The 22,845-nt window shown below is 40.3% G+C and carries 13 protein-coding genes; all 13 read right to left on the bottom strand.

All coding sequences use genetic code 11. From position 1 onward, the window contains the following. Nucleotides 1-284: 284 nt before the first annotated feature. The 13 genes from ACIQXV_RS00965 to ACIQXV_RS00905 all read right to left on the bottom strand — a co-directional run bounded on the left by ACIQXV_RS00965 (nucleotide 285) and on the right by ACIQXV_RS00905 (nucleotide 22,781). Nucleotides 285-2,642 (bottom strand): bifunctional YncE family protein/alkaline phosphatase family protein, encoded by a 2,358-nt coding sequence (locus ACIQXV_RS00965; RefSeq protein ID WP_402954673.1) that lies wholly within the window; start codon nucleotides 2,640-2,642, stop codon nucleotides 285-287. A gap of 459 nt (nucleotides 2,643-3,101) precedes the next feature. Then, a complete protein-coding gene (gene lacD / locus ACIQXV_RS00960; protein ID WP_402954670.1) occupies nucleotides 3,102-4,088 on the bottom strand; it encodes a tagatose-bisphosphate aldolase in 987 nt (328 codons plus the stop codon). 12 nt (nucleotides 4,089-4,100) lie between these two features. Beyond that, nucleotides 4,101-5,039 carry a tagatose-6-phosphate kinase gene (gene lacC, locus ACIQXV_RS00955; protein ID WP_402954667.1) on the bottom strand — a complete coding sequence of 313 codons (939 nt, stop codon included), beginning with the start codon at nucleotides 5,037-5,039 and terminating at the stop codon, nucleotides 4,101-4,103. A 26-nt stretch (nucleotides 5,040-5,065) separates the two neighbouring features. Continuing rightward, on the bottom strand, nucleotides 5,066-6,214 hold the full coding sequence (nagA, locus tag ACIQXV_RS00950) for an N-acetylglucosamine-6-phosphate deacetylase (protein ID WP_402954664.1): 1,149 nt from the start codon (nucleotides 6,212-6,214) through the stop codon (nucleotides 5,066-5,068). A gap of 48 nt (nucleotides 6,215-6,262) precedes the next feature. Beyond that, on the bottom strand, nucleotides 6,263-7,429 hold the full coding sequence (locus ACIQXV_RS00945) for an AgaS family sugar isomerase (protein ID WP_402954661.1): 1,167 nt from the start codon (nucleotides 7,427-7,429) through the stop codon (nucleotides 6,263-6,265). 21 nt (nucleotides 7,430-7,450) lie between these two features. After that, nucleotides 7,451-8,347: an ROK family protein gene (locus tag ACIQXV_RS00940; protein ID WP_402954658.1), complete on the bottom strand. Its 897-nt coding sequence runs from the start codon at nucleotides 8,345-8,347 to the stop codon at nucleotides 7,451-7,453. Nucleotides 8,348-8,365: 18 nt separating this feature from the next. Beyond that, a complete protein-coding gene (locus ACIQXV_RS00935) occupies nucleotides 8,366-9,097 on the bottom strand; it encodes a GntR family transcriptional regulator (RefSeq protein ID WP_402954655.1) in 732 nt (243 codons plus the stop codon). A 43-nt stretch (nucleotides 9,098-9,140) separates the two neighbouring features. After that, entirely contained in the window at nucleotides 9,141-9,977 is an 837-nt protein-coding gene (locus ACIQXV_RS00930; RefSeq protein WP_402954652.1) for a carbohydrate ABC transporter permease, read from the bottom strand. Nucleotides 9,978-10,009: 32 nt separating this feature from the next. Continuing rightward, the gene (locus ACIQXV_RS00925) at nucleotides 10,010-10,891 is read right to left on the bottom strand and encodes a carbohydrate ABC transporter permease (RefSeq protein WP_402954649.1); all 882 of its coding nucleotides are present in this window, start codon (nucleotides 10,889-10,891) and stop codon (nucleotides 10,010-10,012) included. Between the two features lie 76 nt (nucleotides 10,892-10,967). Further along, nucleotides 10,968-12,269, bottom strand: coding sequence for an ABC transporter substrate-binding protein (locus ACIQXV_RS00920; RefSeq protein WP_402954646.1), 1,302 nt, complete (start codon nucleotides 12,267-12,269; stop codon nucleotides 10,968-10,970). Between the two features lie 158 nt (nucleotides 12,270-12,427). Next, nucleotides 12,428-17,278, bottom strand: coding sequence for a discoidin domain-containing protein (locus ACIQXV_RS00915; protein ID WP_402954643.1), 4,851 nt, complete (start codon nucleotides 17,276-17,278; stop codon nucleotides 12,428-12,430). A 107-nt stretch (nucleotides 17,279-17,385) separates the two neighbouring features. Continuing rightward, nucleotides 17,386-21,801 (bottom strand): discoidin domain-containing protein, encoded by a 4,416-nt coding sequence (locus ACIQXV_RS00910; protein ID WP_402954640.1) that lies wholly within the window; start codon nucleotides 21,799-21,801, stop codon nucleotides 17,386-17,388. 221 nt (nucleotides 21,802-22,022) lie between these two features. After that, nucleotides 22,023-22,781 carry a carbohydrate ABC transporter permease gene (locus ACIQXV_RS00905; protein WP_402955232.1) on the bottom strand — a complete coding sequence of 253 codons (759 nt, stop codon included), beginning with the start codon at nucleotides 22,779-22,781 and terminating at the stop codon, nucleotides 22,023-22,025. Nucleotides 22,782-22,845: the final 64 nt, after the last annotated feature.

The following is a 22,845-nucleotide window of genomic DNA, read 5'->3' as shown; positions in this document are numbered from 1 at the left end:
CCGATAAAGTGGTTGAATTCGCCGATATATGTGAAAATCCGCCGATAAACTTAGGAAATTCGCCGATATATCAGATTAATCTGCAAAAAAGATGTAAAATTACACGGTATTAGCAATGATCAGAAGAAAAAACATTGCTATTAACAACATTTTTGGCGAAAACAGCATTAAAAAAAGGGTGACCAAAGGGTTTAGACCGCACCGATAACACCAAATAAATAGCGTTTGCTTATATACAAGTGTGGCTGCTAATTTTCACTTTGCGTCACCCAATTCATCATGATTTAGTTAGACTTTTTCTCTCCAGGATATGGTTTATCTCCTTTTGTCGCTTTCCAAAGAATCTTGTTTAATTTTTCAGGGTTTGCATGGTCAACCCCTGTAAAGTCTAATTCTGCAGATTCTTTTGCCATCGGTGCGTTTACCCCATTTTTCCGATCAAGCGGATAGGTTGGTTCGATCACCTTAAAAGGAGTAAAGGCTGGCTTATGTGTGAACGAATTAACCATTGGAACTGCAGAAGCATCGAATTGGGTCATGGGCTTCATGCCCAAGATCATTTCCATCGTCCGCAGCATGGAGGTGGTATCATAAAGAGTGCTGTCCACCTTGCCAGTTTGTGTGTACGGGCTGATCACGAGTGATGTTGTGCGGTGGGCATCCACCGAATCCCATCCATTCTGGGCATCATCTTCTGTCACAAAAATGGCTGTGTCTTTCCAATAAGGGGACTGGCTGACCATCTCAACAAGCTTTCCAAGTGCATAATCGTTTTGCGCGACCATCGCTTGCGGCGTTAGTTCTCCTACCTTTGTTCCAAGCGTGTGATCGTTAGGCAGACGAACGATTTGCAGCTGTGGCAGATTCCCGTTTTTTACGTATTGCTGAAATTCTTCTGCCCACGCCTCATACCGGGTGAGATCGGAAATTTTCAGATCATAGGAAGGAAAGTCCGGGTCAAAGTTATTGCCCATACTAGGTTCGTTCGCAACATATTTTCCTGTTTTTTTGTCATAGTTGACGAATTCCCCATAGTTTCTGTAGGTTACACCTGAACGAGCGGCATTTGTCCAGAGGAATCCTGCTTTTGGATAGGCAGCCTCATTATCTCCTTCAAAATCATAGCCGCGGTTACGTCCGGAATAGTTGGCAAGCCAATTTTTCTCTACATAATCATTGGATTGTGCCGCCGTAGACCAGTTATGACCCTGGGCACTGATTTCCGCATTCGCATAAAAGTTGTCCAATAAAACGAATTGATCCGCTAGTTGATGGATATTTGGCGTAATCTCTTTGCCAAAGATGGTTAAGCTAGGGTCGCCGTTTCCTTTTTCCACATCGCCAAATACTTGGTCATACGTGCGGTTTTCCTTGATTACATAAATGACGTGCTTGATTGGTGATTCTTGACCTTCGAAGCGAGGGATTGGGAATTTATCACTTGCACTAAAACCTGTTGGCTTATAAATTTCATTATTTTTTTCTACTTGTTTCGTATATTTTTTCAACTGCTTCTCATCTGGAATATCGATGAATGACATCGTTCCTTTGATCATACTCCCGATATACTGGCCTTCCCGGTTCGAACCAGCTCCAAGACCCTTGGCATTCAGGACCATGAGTTTATCTTCATTTAAGTAGACACCGCTTGGATACCAGCCAGTAGGAATTCGTCCATCCACTTCTCCTTTTTGCAGGTTCACAACGGCTACGTCGTTTGTTCCTCCGTTCGTAACGTAAAGAGTGTGTCCATCTGCATTTAAAGCAAGCGCATTGGGCTGGTTACCTGTAGGTGCATTTTTATATGGGCTTAGTGAAATTGTTTTAATTTCCTTTTGTTGAGTAGGGTCTATAACGGAAATGGAATCACTGTCGGAATTCGATACATAAATCATCCCGTCCACCGTATTTTCAATAATGGCATTTGGATGCAGTCCGACGGGAATGGTGCTTTTTATGGTTAACGATTCCGGGTCGACAACACTGATACTGCTTTCACCCCAGTTGCTTACATAAAGAGATTTCCCATCATGGCTTAGTTCGGCTGTGTAAGGATTTTTACCGACAGAAGTGGTTTTTACAATTTGATTGGTGGTGAGATCCACTTTTGAAACGGAATGATGTAAATTATTCGCTACTAACAGTGACTTCCCATCCATTGAAACAGAAATTCCAGCTGGGTAGTAGTTTGTTTTGTTTTTATCTGTAAGCATGATCGGTGAACGCTCAGTCAATGTTCCGTTTTCAAATCCATAGACGCGGATTTTGTTATTGCCGCCCGCTGATGCATAGACCGTTTTTCCGTCCGGACTAAAGGCGACCCCTAAATACAGGGCTTCAGGAGATTTGTAAGGAATGGTCTGTACGACTTGCTGGGTGTTAACATCCACCACTTGAAGGGATTGCTCACCTTGTCCATCGTTGGAAACAAGAAGATACCGATGGTCAGGGCTTAACACACCACCCATTGGAAAATCACCGAGCGTCGCTTGTGAACCCGGAGGCGTAACCGTCCATCCATGTGGCGTAACAGCTGTTCCATCTTCTTTCGGACCAACCAATTTTGTATATGCCGCATAGGTTGACGTAGAACCAAGAAGCAATGTCACAATCGATGCAGCCAGTAACTTTTTGTGTTTCATTTTAACCATCCCCTTTTTGATTAAGTTTGTTTACAAAATCAATACTACTCCGCAATTGTAAATTGGAAGTTAAGGGAAATTAAAGAAATATAAAGAAAATTAGGAAAATATATCGATTGCTAATTATCTTTAGGAGGGATTTCCTATTTCTAGATGAGGCACAGGGGACGAAGTGAGGTCGACGAATTATTACTGAATGGAGTACAAAAAAATGGCACAATATTAACTCATTCCTTGATCTAATACCGTACCACTGTATCACGCTAAATCAAATAAACTTACAAAAAAGGCTGCCGCGGCAGCCTTTTTTGTTATTTCGTGAACCAGTCAATGGCACTATCATTTCACACAGCTAAAGCCCAAATTGCAAGCGAAGCTGTCCGGTGTATTGGACGTTCTTGCACCTTACCGATATCGATTGCGGTATGATTGAAGACTATTTCTACTTTTAACGTTCCGTTATTTAACTTTATCGAACCATGAGCTGGCTGTTGCTTTCAACACGGTATTTAGTTCTTCAATATTCCTTTTACCGGTATCTTGTAACCAGTCACGCCCCGCTTGCTCACCGTTTGAAGCAAAAGGCGCCACACCGTCTTTCCAGGTTGCCCGGCCGCATAACACGCCGTTAAAGGTCGAGCCGGATTCCTTGGCAAATTTCAATGTTTCTTGGAATAGTTTGGCACTTACACCAGCACTTAAGAAAATAAATGGCAACTCTGTTGCTTCACTTTGTTCTTGGAAATAGAAAGCCGCTTCTTCCTTACTATAGGCAGTCTCGTCTTCTGCGTATCCTTCGACAAAGTTCATATCGACTGGAACCTCTACTTTCAACACATCCACATTGTACTTGGGATTGGAAAACTCTCTCATTGCCCCAATCACTTTATGCGGTTTCACTTTCGCGAATGCTTTACTTTTCACATCATCATTTTCGGCATCATATGATACAATTTCCAAGAAAAACGGAATGTCCTCAGCCACACACTCGGAGCCTACACGTTCCATGTAAACATGCTTATATTCATTAATCTTCTTGTCTTCATCTACATCATAATAAAGTAGAAATTTGACGGCATCTGCACCAGCATCCTTTAATCGCTTAACGGACCACTCCGACAATAAATCAGGCAACCGCCCCACTTTTGCTGCATCATAGCCAGTCTTTTCATAAGCAACCAATAAGCCTGCGTCTTTGTGACGAACTTTTGCAGCCGGCAGACCATATTCCGGATCCAAAAGAATCGAAGTAGCAAACGGTGTCAATTCCTGAGAAACCAATTCTTTAAACCGGATGATGCCCGCGTCCCCGACATCACTAGCATTACCAGCATCAATCATTTTTTTCAATGAGCCACGTTGATCAATCGCTAATGCGCCAATCACGCCATTTTCATCGGATAACCGTTTTAATGCTTCAAATTTCTTTGTTGTTAGTGTTAACATCGTCATTCTCCTCTAGCAATCTAGTTTACTAACTTTAATCAAATCAAAATAATGGTCAAACTTTGAAAAATTAATAAAACCAGTTCCAGCTTCCATCGCATTGAGCATCCCTGTGGTCATGGCTGTTTTCAACACAGCTTCCACGTCCTGATTTTTATTCAGTGCAACAGCTAACCCGGCAACAGTAGCATCACCGGAGCCAACAGGATTAATCAAATCTATTTTTGGGATCGTAGTCCGATAATAATCGCCGCCATGCTTAACAAAGGCACCTTCACCACCCATTGATACGACAATCCATTCGATCCCATTAAATAAGTCATTGTCACAAGCTGCCTTCAAACTGCCGATTTTATCTTCGACCTCTATACCGAGCAACTGAGACAATTCCGCTGTATTCGGTTTAATGGCAAAGGGCTTTTCCACATGTAGCAAGGCTTGTTTTAATGATTCTCCTGATGAATCCAGAATCACCGGAATTCCCTTTTCGTGGCTGATTTCCAACATTTGTTGGTAAAAATCGGTTCGTAACCCTTTCGGTAAACTGCCTGAAATCGTAACAAGTGAAACTTCAGCCAGCAGGCTTGCGAATTTTTCTAAAAAGGCTGTCCCTTCCTCTTTAGATAACGTCGGTCCGGATTCTAAAATTTCTGTTTGCATCCCTTCATGAAGAATGGCGATACAATTTCTTGATTCTTGATTGATTTTCAAAAAGTCATTTCGAATGTTGCTTTTATTTAATTCCTTAACGATGTAATCACCAATGGTTCCACCAAGGGCACCTGTCGCCAAGACTTCTTCTTCCATTTGCGAGATCACGCGGGCAACATTCAAGCCTTTCCCGCCAGCCGTTTTACGTACCGGTCCTACCCGGTTGACATCGTCTAACTTGAATCCATCAATAGGATAGGAAATATCAACAGATGGATTCATTGTGACAGCTAAAATCATTGCACTTCCTCTTTCTGTTTGAAGTTTTAAGCTTGATAACGACAGACACCATCAAGGTAAGTCGCGGTTAAATCCAGCACTGGAGTCAACACTATAAAGTCAGCAGCGCACCCCTCAGCAATTTTCCCGCATTCGTCATCGATCTGAACACTTTTAGCAGGTGCTGTACTCGCCATATAGATCGCTTCCGCCGGTGTAGCAATTCCCCATTCGACAACATTTTTGACGGCATCCTTCAACTGCAAAATACTGCCTGCTAAACTGCCGCTTTCCAAACGGGCCGCACCATTTTTCACTTCAACAGGAAATTCTCCAAGCTGATAGTGACCCTCCGGCATCCCGCCAGCCATCATACAATCAGTCACCATCACAGTTTTCTTCCTGCCGCGGCAATTCATTAAAATGTTAGCGGCAGCAGGATGGACATGATGTCCGTCACAAATGATTTCAGCAAACACATCTTTCAGGTTCATGGCCGCGCCAACCATCCCCGGCTCACGATGGTGCAGCCCGCTCATTCCATTGAAAGTATGAACAAAAATGGAAGCCCCTTTTTCAACCGCTTGTTTTGCTTCTTCATATGTCGCATCACTATGGGCTAAAGCAACCGTAATTTCTTCCCTTACGGCATATTCAATAAATTCCGCTGCACCTTTTCTTTCAGGTGCAAGCGCAATTTTTTTAATCGAATGATTGGACAGCTCCTGCCATTTTTTCAACTTGTCGATCGAAGGGTCACCAAAGTATTTCGTGTTTTGTGCGCCTTTATGTTTTTCAGTAAAAAATGGCCCTTCTAAAAAGATCCCTTTAATTTTTGCACCTTTTACTTTGGTGAAATTTGCCCCTATCATTTCAACCACCTGATTTAACAATTCTGTTGAGGATGTTAACGTTGTCGGCAGAAAGGACGTCACACCGCAGGATAGCAGCCCTTCAGAAATCACATTCAATCCTTCCACATCATGATCCATAATGTCGTGATTTTTAAATCCATGAATGTGTGTATCCACTAAACCCGGTGCAATCCATTTTCCCGTGTAATCAATGATTTCTGCTGATTCATTGGGTAAATTCTTAGAGAAGGCGCCGAATTTTCCATCTCTGATTTCCAGAAACCCAGGACCTGCCACCATTGCTTCAAGAAAAAACTTTTCCGCAAAAATAAATTTGTTCATTTTTCCACCTCAGTTTATGCCCCCGCCATTTTAGGCTACATGAATCTATTACTTGAATTCGTGAATGGTTACCCCTTTAACAACACGGTTGACTGTTCCGGACGGCGATGGGGTATCTGGTGTATTACCTACTTTAATGGAGGCTAACAGTGAAACCGTTTGGCCAATCATGACATACGGCAGTGCCAAATAAGCGTCCGGTACGGCCTGAGCTTCTTTGCCGAAGGAGAACGTATCGCCATCATAATTCGTTTCTCCATCCACCTCGATGGCACAAATGTAGTTGGCAATACTATCTTGTTGCAATTCTTTTAATATATCTAAATCGTATTGACGCGTATAAGGATGATTGGAAACAAAAACAAAAACCAACGCTTTTTCATTTACAAATGACTTAGGACCGTGTCGGAATCCTAACGATGAATCAAAAGCGGTAACAATTTTGCCTGCTGTTAGCTCTAATATTTTTAATTGTGCTTCTCTTGTTAAGCCTTCCAAACTTCCTGAACCAAGATAAATGATGCGCTCAAAATCATGATCGATTATTTTTTGAATAACGTTTTCTCTACTAATAACACTTTCACCCATTTGGCGAATGGTTGTGACAATCGTCGATTTTTCTTCAACCGACAACGGATCAAAAACGAGTAATGCCGTCAGCGTCATGCACGAATAGCTTCCGGTCATGGCAAAGCCTTGATCATTAGCTCTTTCAGGCATCAGCAACAAAAGATTATTTTCATCACCTTTTGCACGCTTGGCTAATTCACCCTCTTTTGCACAGGTAATCGTTAACTGATAGAAATCAGTAACTATTTGTTCGGCCATTTCCACAGCTGCGACACTTTCCGGGCTGTTGCCACTCCTAGCAAAGGATATCAACAATGTTGGGAAGTCTGCTTTTAAAAATTGATAAGGATTTGAGACCAAAGCAGTTGTCGGAATGCTTAGCAATTCCCATTGTTTCTCATCTACTTTTTCTTTTAGATATGGTGTGACTGTGTCACCGACATAGGCAGACGTTCCAGCACCCGTAAAAATAACTCGAACCCGATCATGTTTCTGTGATAGTTTTTGTAAAAACTCTTTAATCTCCCCACTTTTCTCCTTAAACAATGCATATGTTTCACCCCATAAATCCGGCTGCTGCTTAATTTCCGAAGTTGTAATGGCTGCACCTAATGGCCCCAATTTTTCTTGATTTAATGTAAACATCTCTGACACTCCTATTCTTATTTATTTCCTTTCGAATACGCGCAATCCTGCACCAACGACTCCATTATTCTGCTTTAATGTGCTGATTCTCATTTGATCTAAAATATGTTGTTGCTCAGGAAGTTGATAGATTTTTAATTTTTCTTTGATCGACTCTAGCAGCCAAGGATTATTTACAATGACACTGCCGCCGAAAACCATTTTGTGTGGATCTAATAAGCAGGAAATGGCATAGAGACCTTGAGCTAAATGGTCGGTCATCTCCTCGATAATCGGCTGATATTCCTGTTCCCTGTTTAGATATCCTGCAAAGACATCCTTGGTTGAAATAGTATCTACTTGCAATTCCTTTTGGGCTAATTTCTGGATCCCCGGTCCGGCAGCGATTTTTTCCAATCGCTCATTAGCTCTCTTCGAAAGGACTGGTATCAAACCGAGTTCCCCGGCAAATCCGGCCCCTCTGAAAAATGATCCATTATGAATGATGGAGCAGGAGATTCCCGTACTGATCGTCACGTAGACAAAGGTTTCATCCCGTTTTACCTGTGCCGTCTTCCATTCTGCAAAAGCCGCCATATAGACATCGTTATCGATGGTGATCTGCTCCATGCCAAATTGCTCCTGTAAACGGGTTGCGATAGGAAACTGTTTCCAAGGTAAATTGTTTTGAAAAACTGCGATACCTTTCTCACGATCCACCTTTCCTGGTACACCAACACCGATGCCCTCGATTTCTGCCAAGGATAAAGCTGATTTTTCTAGAACTTGTTCTACAGCTTCTACGACTTTATCAAACATATTTTCTCGGTCGGAAGGATCACTTTTTACTTCTGTTCGTTGAAGGAGTTCCCCAGTATCCGAAATGATTCCCGCCGCAATCTTCGTCCCGCCAATATCAATGCCGATTGCCTTTTTCATTACCAAACACCCCCAAATTTATATTAACTCTGTGTAAAATCTGCATCGATCTCCACGGACAATCGACTTACAATATTCCACAGGCATCTTTCGTTGATCAAAGGCAACCCTTTCTAACAATAAGACGGGACTGCCTTGCTTTACTTGCAGAAAACTTGCATCAGCAGGTTTTATTAATACTGGTTCAAAGGTTTCCTTTGCAGAAGTCACCAAAATGTCATATTCATCTGCTAATATGTCATACAGCGGTTTTTCCCCTACCAACTTCATTTGGTCGATATTTCCAACTAGTCTGTTAGGTATATAGGATGTTTCCAGAATGATTGGCTCTCCGTTTGCACATCGAAGTCTTCGAAGGACAACCACATCTTCATCTCTATTCATCCCTAATTCCTGAGCAACCTGTGGTGGTACTTTATCTACTTTTATCTCTAAAATCGTATCCGTTGGCTTTAAACCCTTTTCTTTAAGAACCTTACTAAAACTATAAAAGCCAGAAAGTGACTGTTCTATTTTCGGTCTAGTTACAAAAGTACCTGTCCCTTGAACCCGATAAAGAACACCTTCCTGTACCAAATCATCAATAGCCCTTTTTGTCGTATTTCGACTTACACAATAGTGTTCGCTTAATTGATGTTCAGAAGGGATTTTATCATCGGGATTCCAAACGTTGTTTTCAATATTCTCAACAATGATCTCTTTTAATTGGTGATATAGTGGGACAAAACTTGATGAATCTAAATTTTTCATGTCAATCTCCCATAAAAATATAATAATGAAAATAGATCAAATTTTATTTTCCACTCCCAGCCGTCATTCCTTCGATAATTTTATCTGACAGCCATAAATAGAAAATAAGAATTGGGAATATGATAATAACGACACCAGCAAACAAACTTACCCAATCAGAGTTATATTGCATCGATTGATAAAACTGGTATAAACCAACCGACAATGTATATTTCTCATTGACATTCATATATGCTTTTGCAAGCAAAAACTCATTCCATAATCCAACGGCATTTAGAATCATGACGGTGACCAATCCAGGACGGGCCATCGGAAGCATAACCTTCCAAAATATCGCATTTTCACTCGCCCCATCAATAATCGCTGCTTCCTCGACATCTGAAGGTAAACTTTGAAAAAAGCCGGTTAAGATAAAGATTGTAAATGGAAGAGACAAGGCAATATAAACAATGATCAGGCCAATAAATGAATTAAGTAACCCAATTTTTATTAACAGTAAATAAATCGGAATCAATACAGCTTGATAGGGAATCCCAATGCCAATAACAAAGGCATTTGTAAGAAACTCCCTGCCAATAAAGTTATACCTTGATAGAACGTAAGCGGCTGGCGCACTCACCAATACGATACCAATTACACTAATGGTAACTACTATTAAACTATTTAAAAAATAGGAGGCCAGATCAGACTGCACCCAGGCAGTATAATAATTGCTCCATTGAAAGGAGTCAGGCAGGCTCCAAAACCCTTCAAATAGTTCACGGTTTGTTTTAAGAGAAGCTAATACAATCCAACCTAGAATAAATAAAATAAATAACGTCCAAACATATAAAAATGTTTTTCCAAGTGCAGACCACACGCTATGTCCATTTGATTTCACTCTGTTTTGCCCCTTTCCGTTTTGCTGCAACTCTATAGCTCGTAAACCTCACGTTTAAATAACTTTCTTCCAGTAACAACAAACAATAAGACAACAAAAATCATGGTCACAGCAATAGCACTTGAATACCCTAATTGATAAATTGGCGTTCGCTGCCCGAATCCTAGGATGAATTGATACATGGCAGTATTCCACATCCTTGTCGGCGGCTCTGCTCCACCAAAGGCAAACAAGAAATCAAATAATCGAATGGCATTAATTCCCCATAGGATAATTGCAATGGACATAACATCCCATATTAATGGAAGTGTAATTTTCGTGAAAATTTTAAACGTGGATGCACCTTCTACTCGAGCCGCTTCAAAAATCGTGTTCGGAATTTTATCTACCCCGGCTAAAAGAATAATGGCATAAAAACCAGTGCTATACCAAATAATGGCAAATATTGATGACATCATAATGTTGTTCGGACCGGTCCAGTTAACCGGGTCAAGTCCAATAGAAGTTAAAATGGAATTAAAAAACCCAATATCATAGCGGTATAAATAATTCCAAACGACCGCCAATGCAATAGGTGCAATGATTTGCGGAAAAAAGATAATAGCGCGGATTGCCTTTTTTGCTGTGACCCCTTGGCTCATCAGAGCGGTAAAAATAAATCCAATGAGAAAAACAACAAAGCCCCCAACAAATAAAATAAGGATCATATTTAAAAATGAATGCCAATAGATGGGGTCCACCATTAATTTTCCGTAATTTTTTAACCCTACAAACTTCATATCATCAGTAAAACCACTCCACTCATTAAAACTGATCCAGATTCCATAGATAGCAGGTCCTATAAAGAAAATAAGATATAGGCTAACTGCTGGCAGCAAATATAGGATTGTTAGCTTTTTCTTTCCCGATCTCACATTTCACCCTCCCCTTTATAACTTGGTTCTTTAAAGAAAGCAGGAGAACGCTTACTCCTCCTGCTTTCCAACAAAATTATTTTTTACTCCAGTAATCTTTTGTTTGTTGTTGCAGCTTTTGAACAAACTCTTCAGCTTTTATTTCACCGAAAATTAATTTATCATCTAGAGGTAAGAATACCGTTTTCCACCAATCCGGATATTCAGCCTGCAAACCATCATATTCCTTATGGTAGGATGAGGCATTGACAACAATATCTCTAAAATCTGCAAGCGCTTCCGGTGCTTCTAAATCTTTTCTTGTACTAATATTTTTTGTATCTTTCACAATACCTTCTTGGTATTTTTTCTGCATGGCAAAGCCTAAGAAGTCTTGAACTCCTTTTTTGTTGGCCCCCTTAGGAGCAACCCATCCGATTAAGTAAAGTTCAGCTTGGTCAGCGCCGCCTTTTCCACCTTCAACTGCCGGGAAAGGAAACGCTTTGTATTTAAAATCCTTGGAAGAATATTCAGCCGTTTCACTTGACAGCCAGCTTCCTACTAAAATCATGGCTGATTTGCCACTGGCCCAAGCAGTTTGTGCTGCAGGGTATTGACTTCCTTTATAACCGTCTGCAAAGAATTTGTTATCTGCAAGTTCTTGTACCTTCTTCGCTGCTTCCAAATATTCTGGCTGAGACCATATTTCACCGGTCTTATCCCCAGCTGCCTTTACTAGAGCACCAGGGCCCAACAGGCGTTCTACTAACCAGTAATAATAATAAGCATTGTAAAAATCGATATTGCCATCCTGAGCAAGTGGAGCTAAACCTTCACTTTTGAACTTCTTATTGAGCTCCACAAATTCGTCCCAAGTAGCCGGGGGTTCAACTCCATATTTATTGAAAAGGGTTTCATTATAGTGAAAACCAGAGCTGATAATTTCATATGGGATAAAATAAGTATTACCATCCTTTTGATAGAATGGAAGAATGTCATCTATAAATACATTTTGAAATTCGGTTCCTTCATTTGGAATCTTCTTAGAGAGTAGGTCATTTAAAGGTTCTACTAACTTGTTATTAATTAATGCTCCTTCGACCTCTGCCCCTGATTGCTCTGTGAGGTCCGGTGCATCCCCGCTTAACGCTGCATTTCTTACCTTCGACATGACTTCACGGCCCATCCATTGAACATCCACTTTGACATTTGGATTTGCATCCTCATATTCATCAATGATTTTTTGGATGACTTTCTGTTGTGGTTCCCCTTTGTTCCACATGGACCAATACTTAATCGTAGTATTCTCTGAAGAAGAACTGCTACTGCTGCTGCATGCTGCAAGTAATAAAACCGCGATCAACAGGATTGAAATCATACTGCTAATCTTTTTTCCCATTTAATTTCCCCCTCTTTTTCTCAAAATCCAAATTATTCTTACAATTCAACTATATACTATATGGGTTGATGGGTCAACAGTACATTCAAAAAAAGAGAAAAGAAATCATCAGCTTATCGATTCCTCTTCTCTCAGCAAACCCTTTGTCATTACAGCTACTAAGGTTTCTTATTGTCTCCTTGCTCCAGCTTGGATACAATAGCCGCAAAGTTTTGCGTAAAATCAGTAATGGATTCATTTATTTCAGGTTGTGTTGAACTAGGATTTTCATATACATTTACAACTTTATCCTTTAAGGCATTAAAACCTGAGATGTCTAAACTTTTCTTTGAATAAGGCTTATCACCGAAAAGAGTCATTTCTTCGTAAGCAGCGGCTAATTTTGAAAAATCCGCAGCTCCTTCATTTTTCTTATACAACTTTATTTCGGCAGCCGATGCAAATGTATTAACCGGATTGCCATACGTTTCCGTGATGTACAATCTGTAGAACTTTGCTTCCACTGGTTGATCGAACTCAATTAAAGTGCTTCCGCCATTCTCCATTTCTCCGGATTTGACGGTTTTCCAGCTGCCATCTTCATTCGTATCTGATACTTGTAATTCGTACTTTTTCACGTTGCCGTTTCCGTTTCTACTTACATACTCATAAGCGTCAACAGGTTCAGCCTTCGGCATTTCAATGGTTATCCAATGTGGTGTTACAGGCCTTGCTCCATTATACTGCGTGTGCCACCAAGTAGAATTTTTTCCGTCTAATACATTCGCTGCTGCGCCTTCATTTGCCCCGGCTTGTTTTTCTTCCGAATCTGCAAATGCCTTATATCCCGTTCTGTCCAATTCCTTATATCCGGGCTTTAAATTCAGATCTTCATACGATTTTTTCGCCTCATCATACGCAACTGCTTCATTTTTAATTTTTATCTCTGCAATCTGCAGGTTCGTTTTTTTACTGCCAATGGTGATTTTTCCTTTTGGCAATGAGAATATATCTTTTACGTATTTAGATGACAAGAGTTCGCCATCTAAATAAAGTTTAATCATTCCATTTGCTTCTCTAACGGCCTTCACATCGTGCAGGTTTCCATCATTAACTTTCCCCTTAACTGTTTCATTGGTTGTGGTTGGTTTATATTCAGGAGTTCCAAACGTTCCGGATGCCTTTTCGGCAACACTCGTTACCTGCGCCTTTGAATGGACAACGTCACCTCCCACAGTAAAGGTAAGATAGCCGTTTTCGTCAATCGAGATGGAATAGGCACCATCCTGGTTTAAAATGGCTTGGTTATTACCGGATGATCGAAACTTAAATGAGATGGAAAAGTCGTCTGTTCCAACTAACGGAATTTGTTTTTTAAATTTATATTCTTTATGATCGGTACTGTACAAGTCAATATTTGCTTTTTCAAAATGCACAGTCTTTAAGCTATCTCCATTCTCAACATCCGTTTTCTCCAACAGCTTTGCCGCATATCCATTTGGATACCCATGGAAATCCTTCTTAGCAGCAGTAGGGGTGCCCCAGATGTTTTCGACGTTGATGTCTACTTTGTTTTCCTTACCAATCTCTTTAGCAGTGTTAACTTCAATGGATCGATAATCTTCCAAAATAGCAGCATCTGCAGGCTTCCCATTAACAGTGATCATTGGATTCTGAATTCTCTGATCAAATTTAACCTTCACAGTATTCTCTTTTGTGTTCTTTACAGAGATAATCTTAGCTGGCGCTTGATCTTTGCTGGTAAATTGGTAGATTCTTGACTCATGCGGGGCTAATGTGACCGTTAACGTATCGCCATAGCTCATCTTCTCGACTTTGGTGTCATCAGCTCTTGGCAGAACCTGAACCATCTTGGCATTTTCCATATCCGTTGGAACACCCACAGTATTATCTAATGTTAGCATATAGCTTTGTTCTTTATTGCCGGCATTTCTAAATGAAACTATTCCTTCACCGCTGTCCCAGGCTGAATAGCCATAAACACCGCCTTGATCTGGCCGCTTCCCAAATAGCTTTGCTTTTTCAAGCGTCTTCGAATGGCTTTCGGCCCACTCCAATACATCAGCTGTTATTCTCCACTTGGCATCATTCATCATGCTCGGTGAAAAATATAATTCCCAAAATGCCGTTCCTCTTGTGGCATTGATCATCAAGTAATTTCTAAAATCATCGTCGGTAAATTTGATGCCTGCGGAAACTCCGTAAATTGGATCATGATTATACACATTTTTCAATGGGAACTGCAGACCATTTTTCTTAAAAATGTTAAAGTAAACATTGTCTCTGTATGACATCATTTGTTCTGCCTGGGTTCCACCGTAGGTACTCAAAAATCCATTGTCACCAGAGTCTTGAATCCAAATCGTATTCGCCCATTGAAGCAGCCACGGACTTGGGTTTACATAGCAGGTAAGGTTTAAAAATAAGCCCCTGCCTTTTTCTTCCCTTTCTTGTCTCATGGCATTAAAGGTATCAATCCAAGTTTCCCAAAGGTCTGACGTATAATACATATTGTGGTCACCGCCAACCATGTGCTGATTGTCTTGATCGGTTGAAGGTCTTAGAGCAAATCCATCCAGCTTCCAATATTCAATATCAAATCTGTTTTGATAATCCAAGAAGAGCTTGGTCAGATTGTTTACATATGTCTTGGAGCCTACGTCTACGCTTTTCCAATAATCATTGGTCACATGTCCTGTGCCATTCTTTTCAAGAAATTCGGCAAATCCGCCAAAGTAATTGTAGCCGCCCTGAGGTCCAAGCCACAGTCCAAACGTTGAATCAAATTTCTTTGCCATATCGCTTGCCGGATATAATTCATTAGGGAATTTGTTGTTGAACTCCCAGAATCCTGTTTTGTTATCATATGGCGTTTTCGTTTCCTGACCAGCGGAGTTAACGGTTTCATAGGCATTCCAGCCATCATCCACAACATAAGAATCCAGTGGCTCTACTCCATTTTTGCTCAGCTCTTTTTCCGTTCCATAGAACGAATTGGCAATACTCTCATCTGTAATATCCAACATGTTGTCATACCAGGAATTGTATTGCTTTCGGAATTCCGTCTTTGTGGCGATATCATTAATATAGGTGAAAAAGTCCGTTTGAACGACGTCTTTATCCGTTCCGGCCGCAGCACCCATGACGCTATTCCAAGTCGTAAAGCTCCCATCCGCATTGAGCTGTTTGTCTTCCGCCAGCTTTTTAAAATTCTTGCCTGAGTAATACCGCACCTGCATCGTGTTATTTACTACATCTGTGTCAGAGGCAGGAAATTCTGACCCAAAGAACATACCATTTGCATAAATCGGCTGCCCCAATACTAGTTCATACTTTCCAATCCACATGGAGGAAATATCCTTTAGCGGCGGGTGATGGAACAGTCCTTCCACATTATTTGGCAATAAGAATTGATCCACATCGATAAAGTCGATAGCAGCATCTTTATTTGATGAATCGATTTCAATGTTACTTCTTAAATATGGAGCATCGTTTTCTACAAATACGTTGTACTTAATGGACCATTTCGAGTTATACTTTTCATACTCTTCAAATACGAATTGAATACGCTTCCCCGTTTTGTATTCTTCTTCCTTTACCTGTTTTATCGTTAAATCACTTGCTTTAATCGTGTTTTTCTCAGTTTCTCCACCCTGATCAGGGATTGTTGCAGCCTTAAATCGGTACGGGTCCTTATAAAGATTCAACTCTGCGCCAGTAAAGGAAATATCGGATGACAATGCGCCGCTTAACTGAATAATCCTCAAATATCTTGCTTCTCTTGGTTGGTCAAGGCTTACGTAAACCAAATCGCCAACATTGTACAAGCCGCCTTCTTGATGAAGGTTGTATTCCTTCTTTGTGAACTCTGACTCACCAGCGCCAATCCACTTTTTCCCATCCTCACTAACTTGGAGTTTGAACTTCCCGATCGTTCCATTTACTCCCCATGCAGCATCGGAAAATCCAGGTCGCTTTTGATAGCTAAAAGATCCTACCGTGGTGACATGCCCCATATCAACTGTAACTGTGTAAGGCCACTCTTTTACACCTTTATCAAAGTCAACGATTGTATTATTATCACCATCTATTAGCGCTGCGCCACTCTTTTCAGCGCCAATTGGATCTGTTACTTTTACGTTCCAGCCTGACCGGTCAATAATCTCTTGTGGAGTGTATTTCAATGTGTCTTCGTACAAGTAAATTTCGGCTCCGGTAAGTGAAATATCATCTGATAGTGCTCCACTTAATTCAACAATCTTAACGTATCTTGCTGTTTTCGCCTCTGTTAAATTGCCATAGACCATATCTCCCACATTGTAGAGATTGCCAACCTTATGCAAGTTATAGTCTTTGGATGAAAATTCACCGGTACCTGCATCTGTCCAATGTTCACCGTCGCTGCTAACCTTAATTTCATATTTTCCTATTGTTCCATTGATTCCGTATGCTTGGTCTTGGTATCCTGGCCTTTTTTGATAACCGAACGATCCGATTGTTTTTTCTTCCTTTAAGTCAATAACTACTTCATATGGCCATGCCTTTTTTCCATCACTAAAGTCTACATACGTGCTGTCATTGCCATCAAGCATTGTTGCGCCATCTTTAGATTTGCCAGAAGAATCGGAAACCGTTGCAGTCCAATTTTTTCTATCAATCTGAGATTTAGGTTTCTGTGCTTCAGGAATTCCCACGTTTCTATCTTTTGTGGGCTCTTCAGGTGTTTGATTCTCGGGGACCAAATGGATCGCAAAATCCTCCGAACCTTCTTCAGGAACTAAATCCTTTTCAATTCGTTTGTTAGTGACTACTTTTGTCTTCATCTTAGAATCGGATACATCGATCACTCTTGTGATAGAATGATTTCCAATTTCTACTTTGTCATTCCCAATGTTTACAAAGCTTGACTCAGCCGCTAAAACTTTTGTTGAATTGGAGCTGTTTACGGTTGGAAGCATAATGTTAATCATCAGTGCAGTAGATAAGAATATCGATAACTTCTTTTTCATCTATCGTTTTCCCCTCCCATTAATAGTAAAGGTTGAATCCATAAAAACAGGCGTTAGGGTTAACAGGTCAACCCTAACGCCGCCAAGGTAATTAGATAAATGTATTTTTATTTATCTACATAGGCAGGATTCTTTGCAAAAACTTCCACTTCTGCAACAGATAGCATAAGCAGTCCGCTATGCGATTCCTCGAAATTAATCGATAACTTTGAAAATTTAGTGCCAGCTGGTATTGCAGCCCCTGCAAGATCAAAAGTGACCGATTTATCATTCGAGTTTACAGTTTTTACGCCTAAATCATATTCCTTCCCTGCTTCCGTATATACTTTGGCACTAAGTTTTTTAATTTTGCCGTTCGTATATTGCGGGCGGTTATAAACGATAAATTTGGTCAGTTCTTGTGGTTTACCAAAATTAAAATCTACAGGCAGCGGCAGCGAAATTCCGTCTGCTTCGGTAATCGACCATTTCAATTCCGCAAGGGAACTTTCACTGATCTCACCGTCAATCAGCTTGGCAAAAGCGGCTGTACCACCTTGCATCTTCTCACCCGGACCAGTAACCGACATATCTTTATTGGATAACTGTAGTTCTTTCGGCTCCTGTGGTTGTTCAACCTCTCCCGGTTCTTCACCAGGCTTTAAAACGTTGCCAATTTTATCAATGGTATTAAAGGCTGTATTAACGAGCAATGATCTAGTGATTGGCATATCGAAAGTTAAGTCTTTCTTAGCCTTTAACTTAACCGTGGCCAATGTCTTGGTTCCTTCCAATGTTGGTTGCGTCCCCTTGTTGGAAAACGCAGCCATAATTCGTTGTTCAGATTTTCCAATACCCGCCATTGCAGAGTAGTTTAACATTTTGGCCGTTTCATTGGTTGAAGAAACCATATTTTCACCCTGTTTTACTACTTCATATTTGTTCGAATCAAGTGCAAGTTCCAAATTGAAAGCATTGATATCCTTTAGGCCGGCCCCAATGATCTCGATCGTAAATTCCTCGCCCGCTTTTAACTGTTGCTTGTCGGGCCTGATGTGTAATAGTCCGGCAATCGGTTTGCCTGTTGGCCGAAGCGGCTGTTGCCCCAATTGGGAAGCTACGTACATTAAATCATAGGCGTCAATGACCCCATTGAAATTAATGTCAACCTTTGATACCTGTCCCCAAGCTGTATCTGTTTGATCAACACCCATATAACTCGCAAAGAAGAGCAGGTCATCTTCATCAATGACACCATTAGGGATATTCTCGCCTACAACCGTTCCTTCGGTTTTATCCTTTTTGTATGGTCTAAATTCCTGTGCACTGGCAAAACCGCCTACAGAGTTTGTAATGGTTAACTTAATATACCTTGCAGTAACATTTTCCTTAAAATCAATGACTTTCGTGTCCTTATTTCTCTCAAATGTTCCATCAGTAATGATATTTTTATAGGTTTTACCATCTAGACTTACGTCTAAATTGTATTTTAAAATCGTACCATTCCCTGCATCCGGCCTTGGCACATATTCAAGCTTATCTAACTCATAAGCTAGCTTCATATCAATCTCAAAGGTATGCGGCAATTTATTGCCCGCATCTCCCCATGAAGTATGCCACAATGTTTCGTCCTTTCCATCGACGGCTAAAGATGCTTCTTGCCCCGGCTGTTGACTATCTGCTTTTGCCGTCATATCCTTAGGGACATTTCTGTATCGGTCAAGCTTTGTTCTTACTTTGACTTCATCACTCCAGACTGATGATCCTTTTGTATTCGTTGCTCTGATTCGATAAGATTGCTCTGTATCGGATGGTAATCCTGAATGGAGGAAGAATGGGACTTGCTGACTATTACTTGACTTAAACACATTGGTATGGACAATACCATTAATCATTAAATCGTAGGTTGTATTTGAACCATCAACCTGATCCCAATTTAATGTAATATCTCGGTCTGTAATGTTGGCCTCATCAGCATGAAGCCCAGATGGAATAGTTGGTACTTCCTGATCCACTACTTCCCTCTTTTGAGTATTATCAAAGCCATTTATGGAAAAAGTAATATCATTTTTCGTGATATCTGTTTTCCCCACCTTGATATATAACTTTGGTGATGTAATAATTTCAGTCTTTTCAAATGGTGAACCTTTTGTGGAATATTTGTTCAGGTTTGGATTTTCATTATAGAAGTACACGTTTTCCGAGTTTTGATATTCCTCTTCACTCGTAACCTCTCGTAATTTAATATTTTTATTATCAATCTTAACCTGATGTATATTCTTTGGCTTTACACGAGTATTAACAATTACTTCTGTGCCCCGCTCTTTAACCATGCCTTTATAACCCTTCCCTTTTGCGGCATGAACGGTTATATCAACTTTGTTCCCGGTAATTTCTGAAGTGACCTTTGTTCTTATATTTTTTCCTTCCTTATACTCAACCGTTTTACCATCGTCTTCATACAGGGTAAACTCCGATTTTCCTGATGGATAAACATCAAATATTCTATTTTCTGAACCATTTAATTCATTAATAGAATTATTTTCTGGTGCCATTGGAATAATTGCACCAGCCTTAACAAATACAGGAGTCTTCCATAGTGGAGCACTAAAGTTATGAAGAACCGAGCCTCCCTGATATTGCTCACCTGTAAAATAATCGATCCAAACTTGATCTTTATCCGGAAGATAAATATCGTTCCTTACCTCAGCAGCATTAGAGGTTCCATCATATATTGGCGCCACTAATATATTGGGCCCCCACATATATTGATACTGTGTTTCCGTCCCGTACGTATATGGATCGTTAGGATATTCTAACATCATCCCTCTTACCATTGGCATGGATTTTGCTGTTGATTCCTCAGCAATGGTATAGATATAAGGCATCATTTGTGACTTTAATTTTAAATACATCCTATTAATCGACGCGTATGGTTCACCATAATTCCACGGATTTTTAGACTTACTATAATCAGTGCCCCCTGATGCCCAGCCGTCCATATCGATTTGGATAGGAGTGAATGCCTTCCATTGGAAATCACGTGTCTGTACTTTTGGATCTCCGCCAAATATTCCATCCATATCTGAGCCGACGTTTGGATTTCCTGATAAGCCTGCGCCAATGTAAGTTGGGATATGCATTCTTATGTACTCCCAATTACCTCCATATTGGTCGCCTGACCATAACGTTGCATAACGCTGAGTACCTGCCCACCCATCAAGAGAAATAACGAAAGGACGTGCACCACCCGAATTTTCTTCTTTTTGAATTCCTTCTGCAGCTTGGCGTGTTGCATTTAAGGCCATGGAATATCCTTGCCCAACCCATGCAACATCAGTCTTTATTGCTCTTACACCCGCTTTAACTTCCCCATCAAGGTCTCTGCGTAAAGGGCTATCTTCAGGTAAACTTGGGTCTGGATAGAGATTGCTTTGTGTCCATAATCCTACCTCTACCTTTTGATCATTTGCTTTATCAACAAATTGCTCCAAATTACCAAGTCCGTCATACCCGCATCCATAACCATCATTTGGCAGAAACCAGCCTAAAGGCATATCGTTGTCTACATATTGATTTAATGTATTTAACCCATTATTCAAGAGTGTTCGTTGGTCCTTATGACCATTATGAGTTCCATTAAAACAGTCAGCATGCCCTAAATAGAAACCGTATTTTGGCATAAGGGCCGGTTTCCCGGTTAATTCTGTATATTCGTTAATGACTTTTGGCAATGAATCATCTACAAAATAATAAGCGTCAAATCTGTCTTCACTGTGAGTAAAGGTAGACTTTTTTGTAAAATCATAAACGCCTGGCTTAAAGGTATTTCGCATAACTCCATACCCTTCAGTGCTTAAATAAAATGGCACTGGGCTTGACGCAGCACCTGCATCCCAACCTCCCCCAATGGCAATTTTTATCGAATTATTTTTATGAGCATAAAATCCATTTTGTTGACCGCCACCATAAAAATATTCGTTTTCTTTTGAATCAAGGGTTTGAACTGTACCTCCGCTTGAATGTTTTAGCGGTTCACTCTCACTCCAAAGAATTTTTGATCTTTTCTTATCATACAGGCTCATTTTTGAAGTAGTTTTATCCACTCTTAATTCCAATGCATCTGTAGATATTTTATAGACATTGTTATCACTTTCATCGACCTTAATGTCAATATCACCATATTGCTTTTTGTAATCGCTAACATTTTTGTCGATAATTTTTGTCTCATGCTCAGGTTTGTTGGGAGTTGGATATTCTTCAAAAACACCCTTTGGTTCTAGATGCAGTCGAAAAACATTATTTTTTAGAAAGTTAATTTTTATTTTTTCTCCTGTTTCTAAGTCCAAGTAAACGTTATTTTTTTCTTTCGTAATCTTAGATACTTTTCCTATAGTCTTATAGATCTGATTGGTAGAAACATTATTAATTGAGTTCTCCTTCTCATTTGTAGCAGCAGATGCTGTTGGAAGCATCGAAAGCAACATACCTACTGATAAGCAAACACTCATCAGTTTTTTTAACCTAGCTTGACGTTTTAGCATATCCTACCTCCACATGTAAATTTTCTGTTTTTATTTCTACTATTAGATCTAACTCCCTCCTTCCCTTAGTTATAGTTTTTGCAATTTTCCTACAATTTATTATAAAATAAAGCGGGTTGATGGGTCAACCCGTTTTCGTAAAATTTCTATAAAAGCTACACTTTCATTTCAGCTAAAGAAAAACCATTACATACGGCCTCATCCGACCGCATGTAATGGTTTTATTTTCCACCCGTGACAGCAATTCCTTCAATAAATTGCTTTTGCAAGAATATAAATAGAAGCAACATTGGCAATATAGCTAAAAAGGAACCTGCCATGAGAATGGGGTAATTGGTCAAATACTGGCCTTGGAGCGATGACAATCCTACTGATAGGGTCATAGATTCCGGAGAACTATTCACAATCATTGGCCACATCAATTCATTCCAGCTCCAAAGAGTCGTAAAAATTCCTAATGCAATTAAACCTGGTTTTGCAAGCGGAAGCATAATTCTCCAGTAAATTTGGAAATGGTTACAGCCGTCAAGCCGGGCGGCCTCTTCTAATTCCTTTGGAAGCCCCATAAAGAATTGTCGTAACAGGAACGTACCGAATGCACTAAACAAACCTGGGACAATCACGGCTTGCAAAGAATTCAACCAGCCTAATTTCACCATGATCATATATTGTGGCAATAAAAACACTTGCCCCGGTACCATTAAAACTGTTAACGCTAACAAAAATAGAAAATTCCTGCCGGGAAATTCAATCCGGGCAAAAGCATAAGCTGCTAACGAACATAAAAACAACTGGCCTGCGGTTCTGAGCACCGTAATAATGACCGTATTAAACATAAATTTGAAAAAAGGCAGAAGTCCAAAAACCTCTTTGTAGTTCCCCCATTGAAAATCCTTTGGGATTAAAACAGGCGGAACATGGATGGACTCAGCATAGGTTTTTAACGAGGTGAGGATCATCCATAAAAAAGGCAATACCATTGCCACTGATCCCACAATCAGGATGAAATGGATTAGGAATGTTTTACTTGTTACAAGCTGTCTC

Source organism: Neobacillus sp. NPDC097160 (genome assembly GCF_044762155.1).
Classification (GTDB): Bacteria; Bacillota; Bacilli; order Bacillales; family Cytobacillaceae; genus Neobacillus.
Note: the sequence above shows the minus strand (reverse complement) of the source record. Positions and strands in the feature narration are given on the sequence as shown.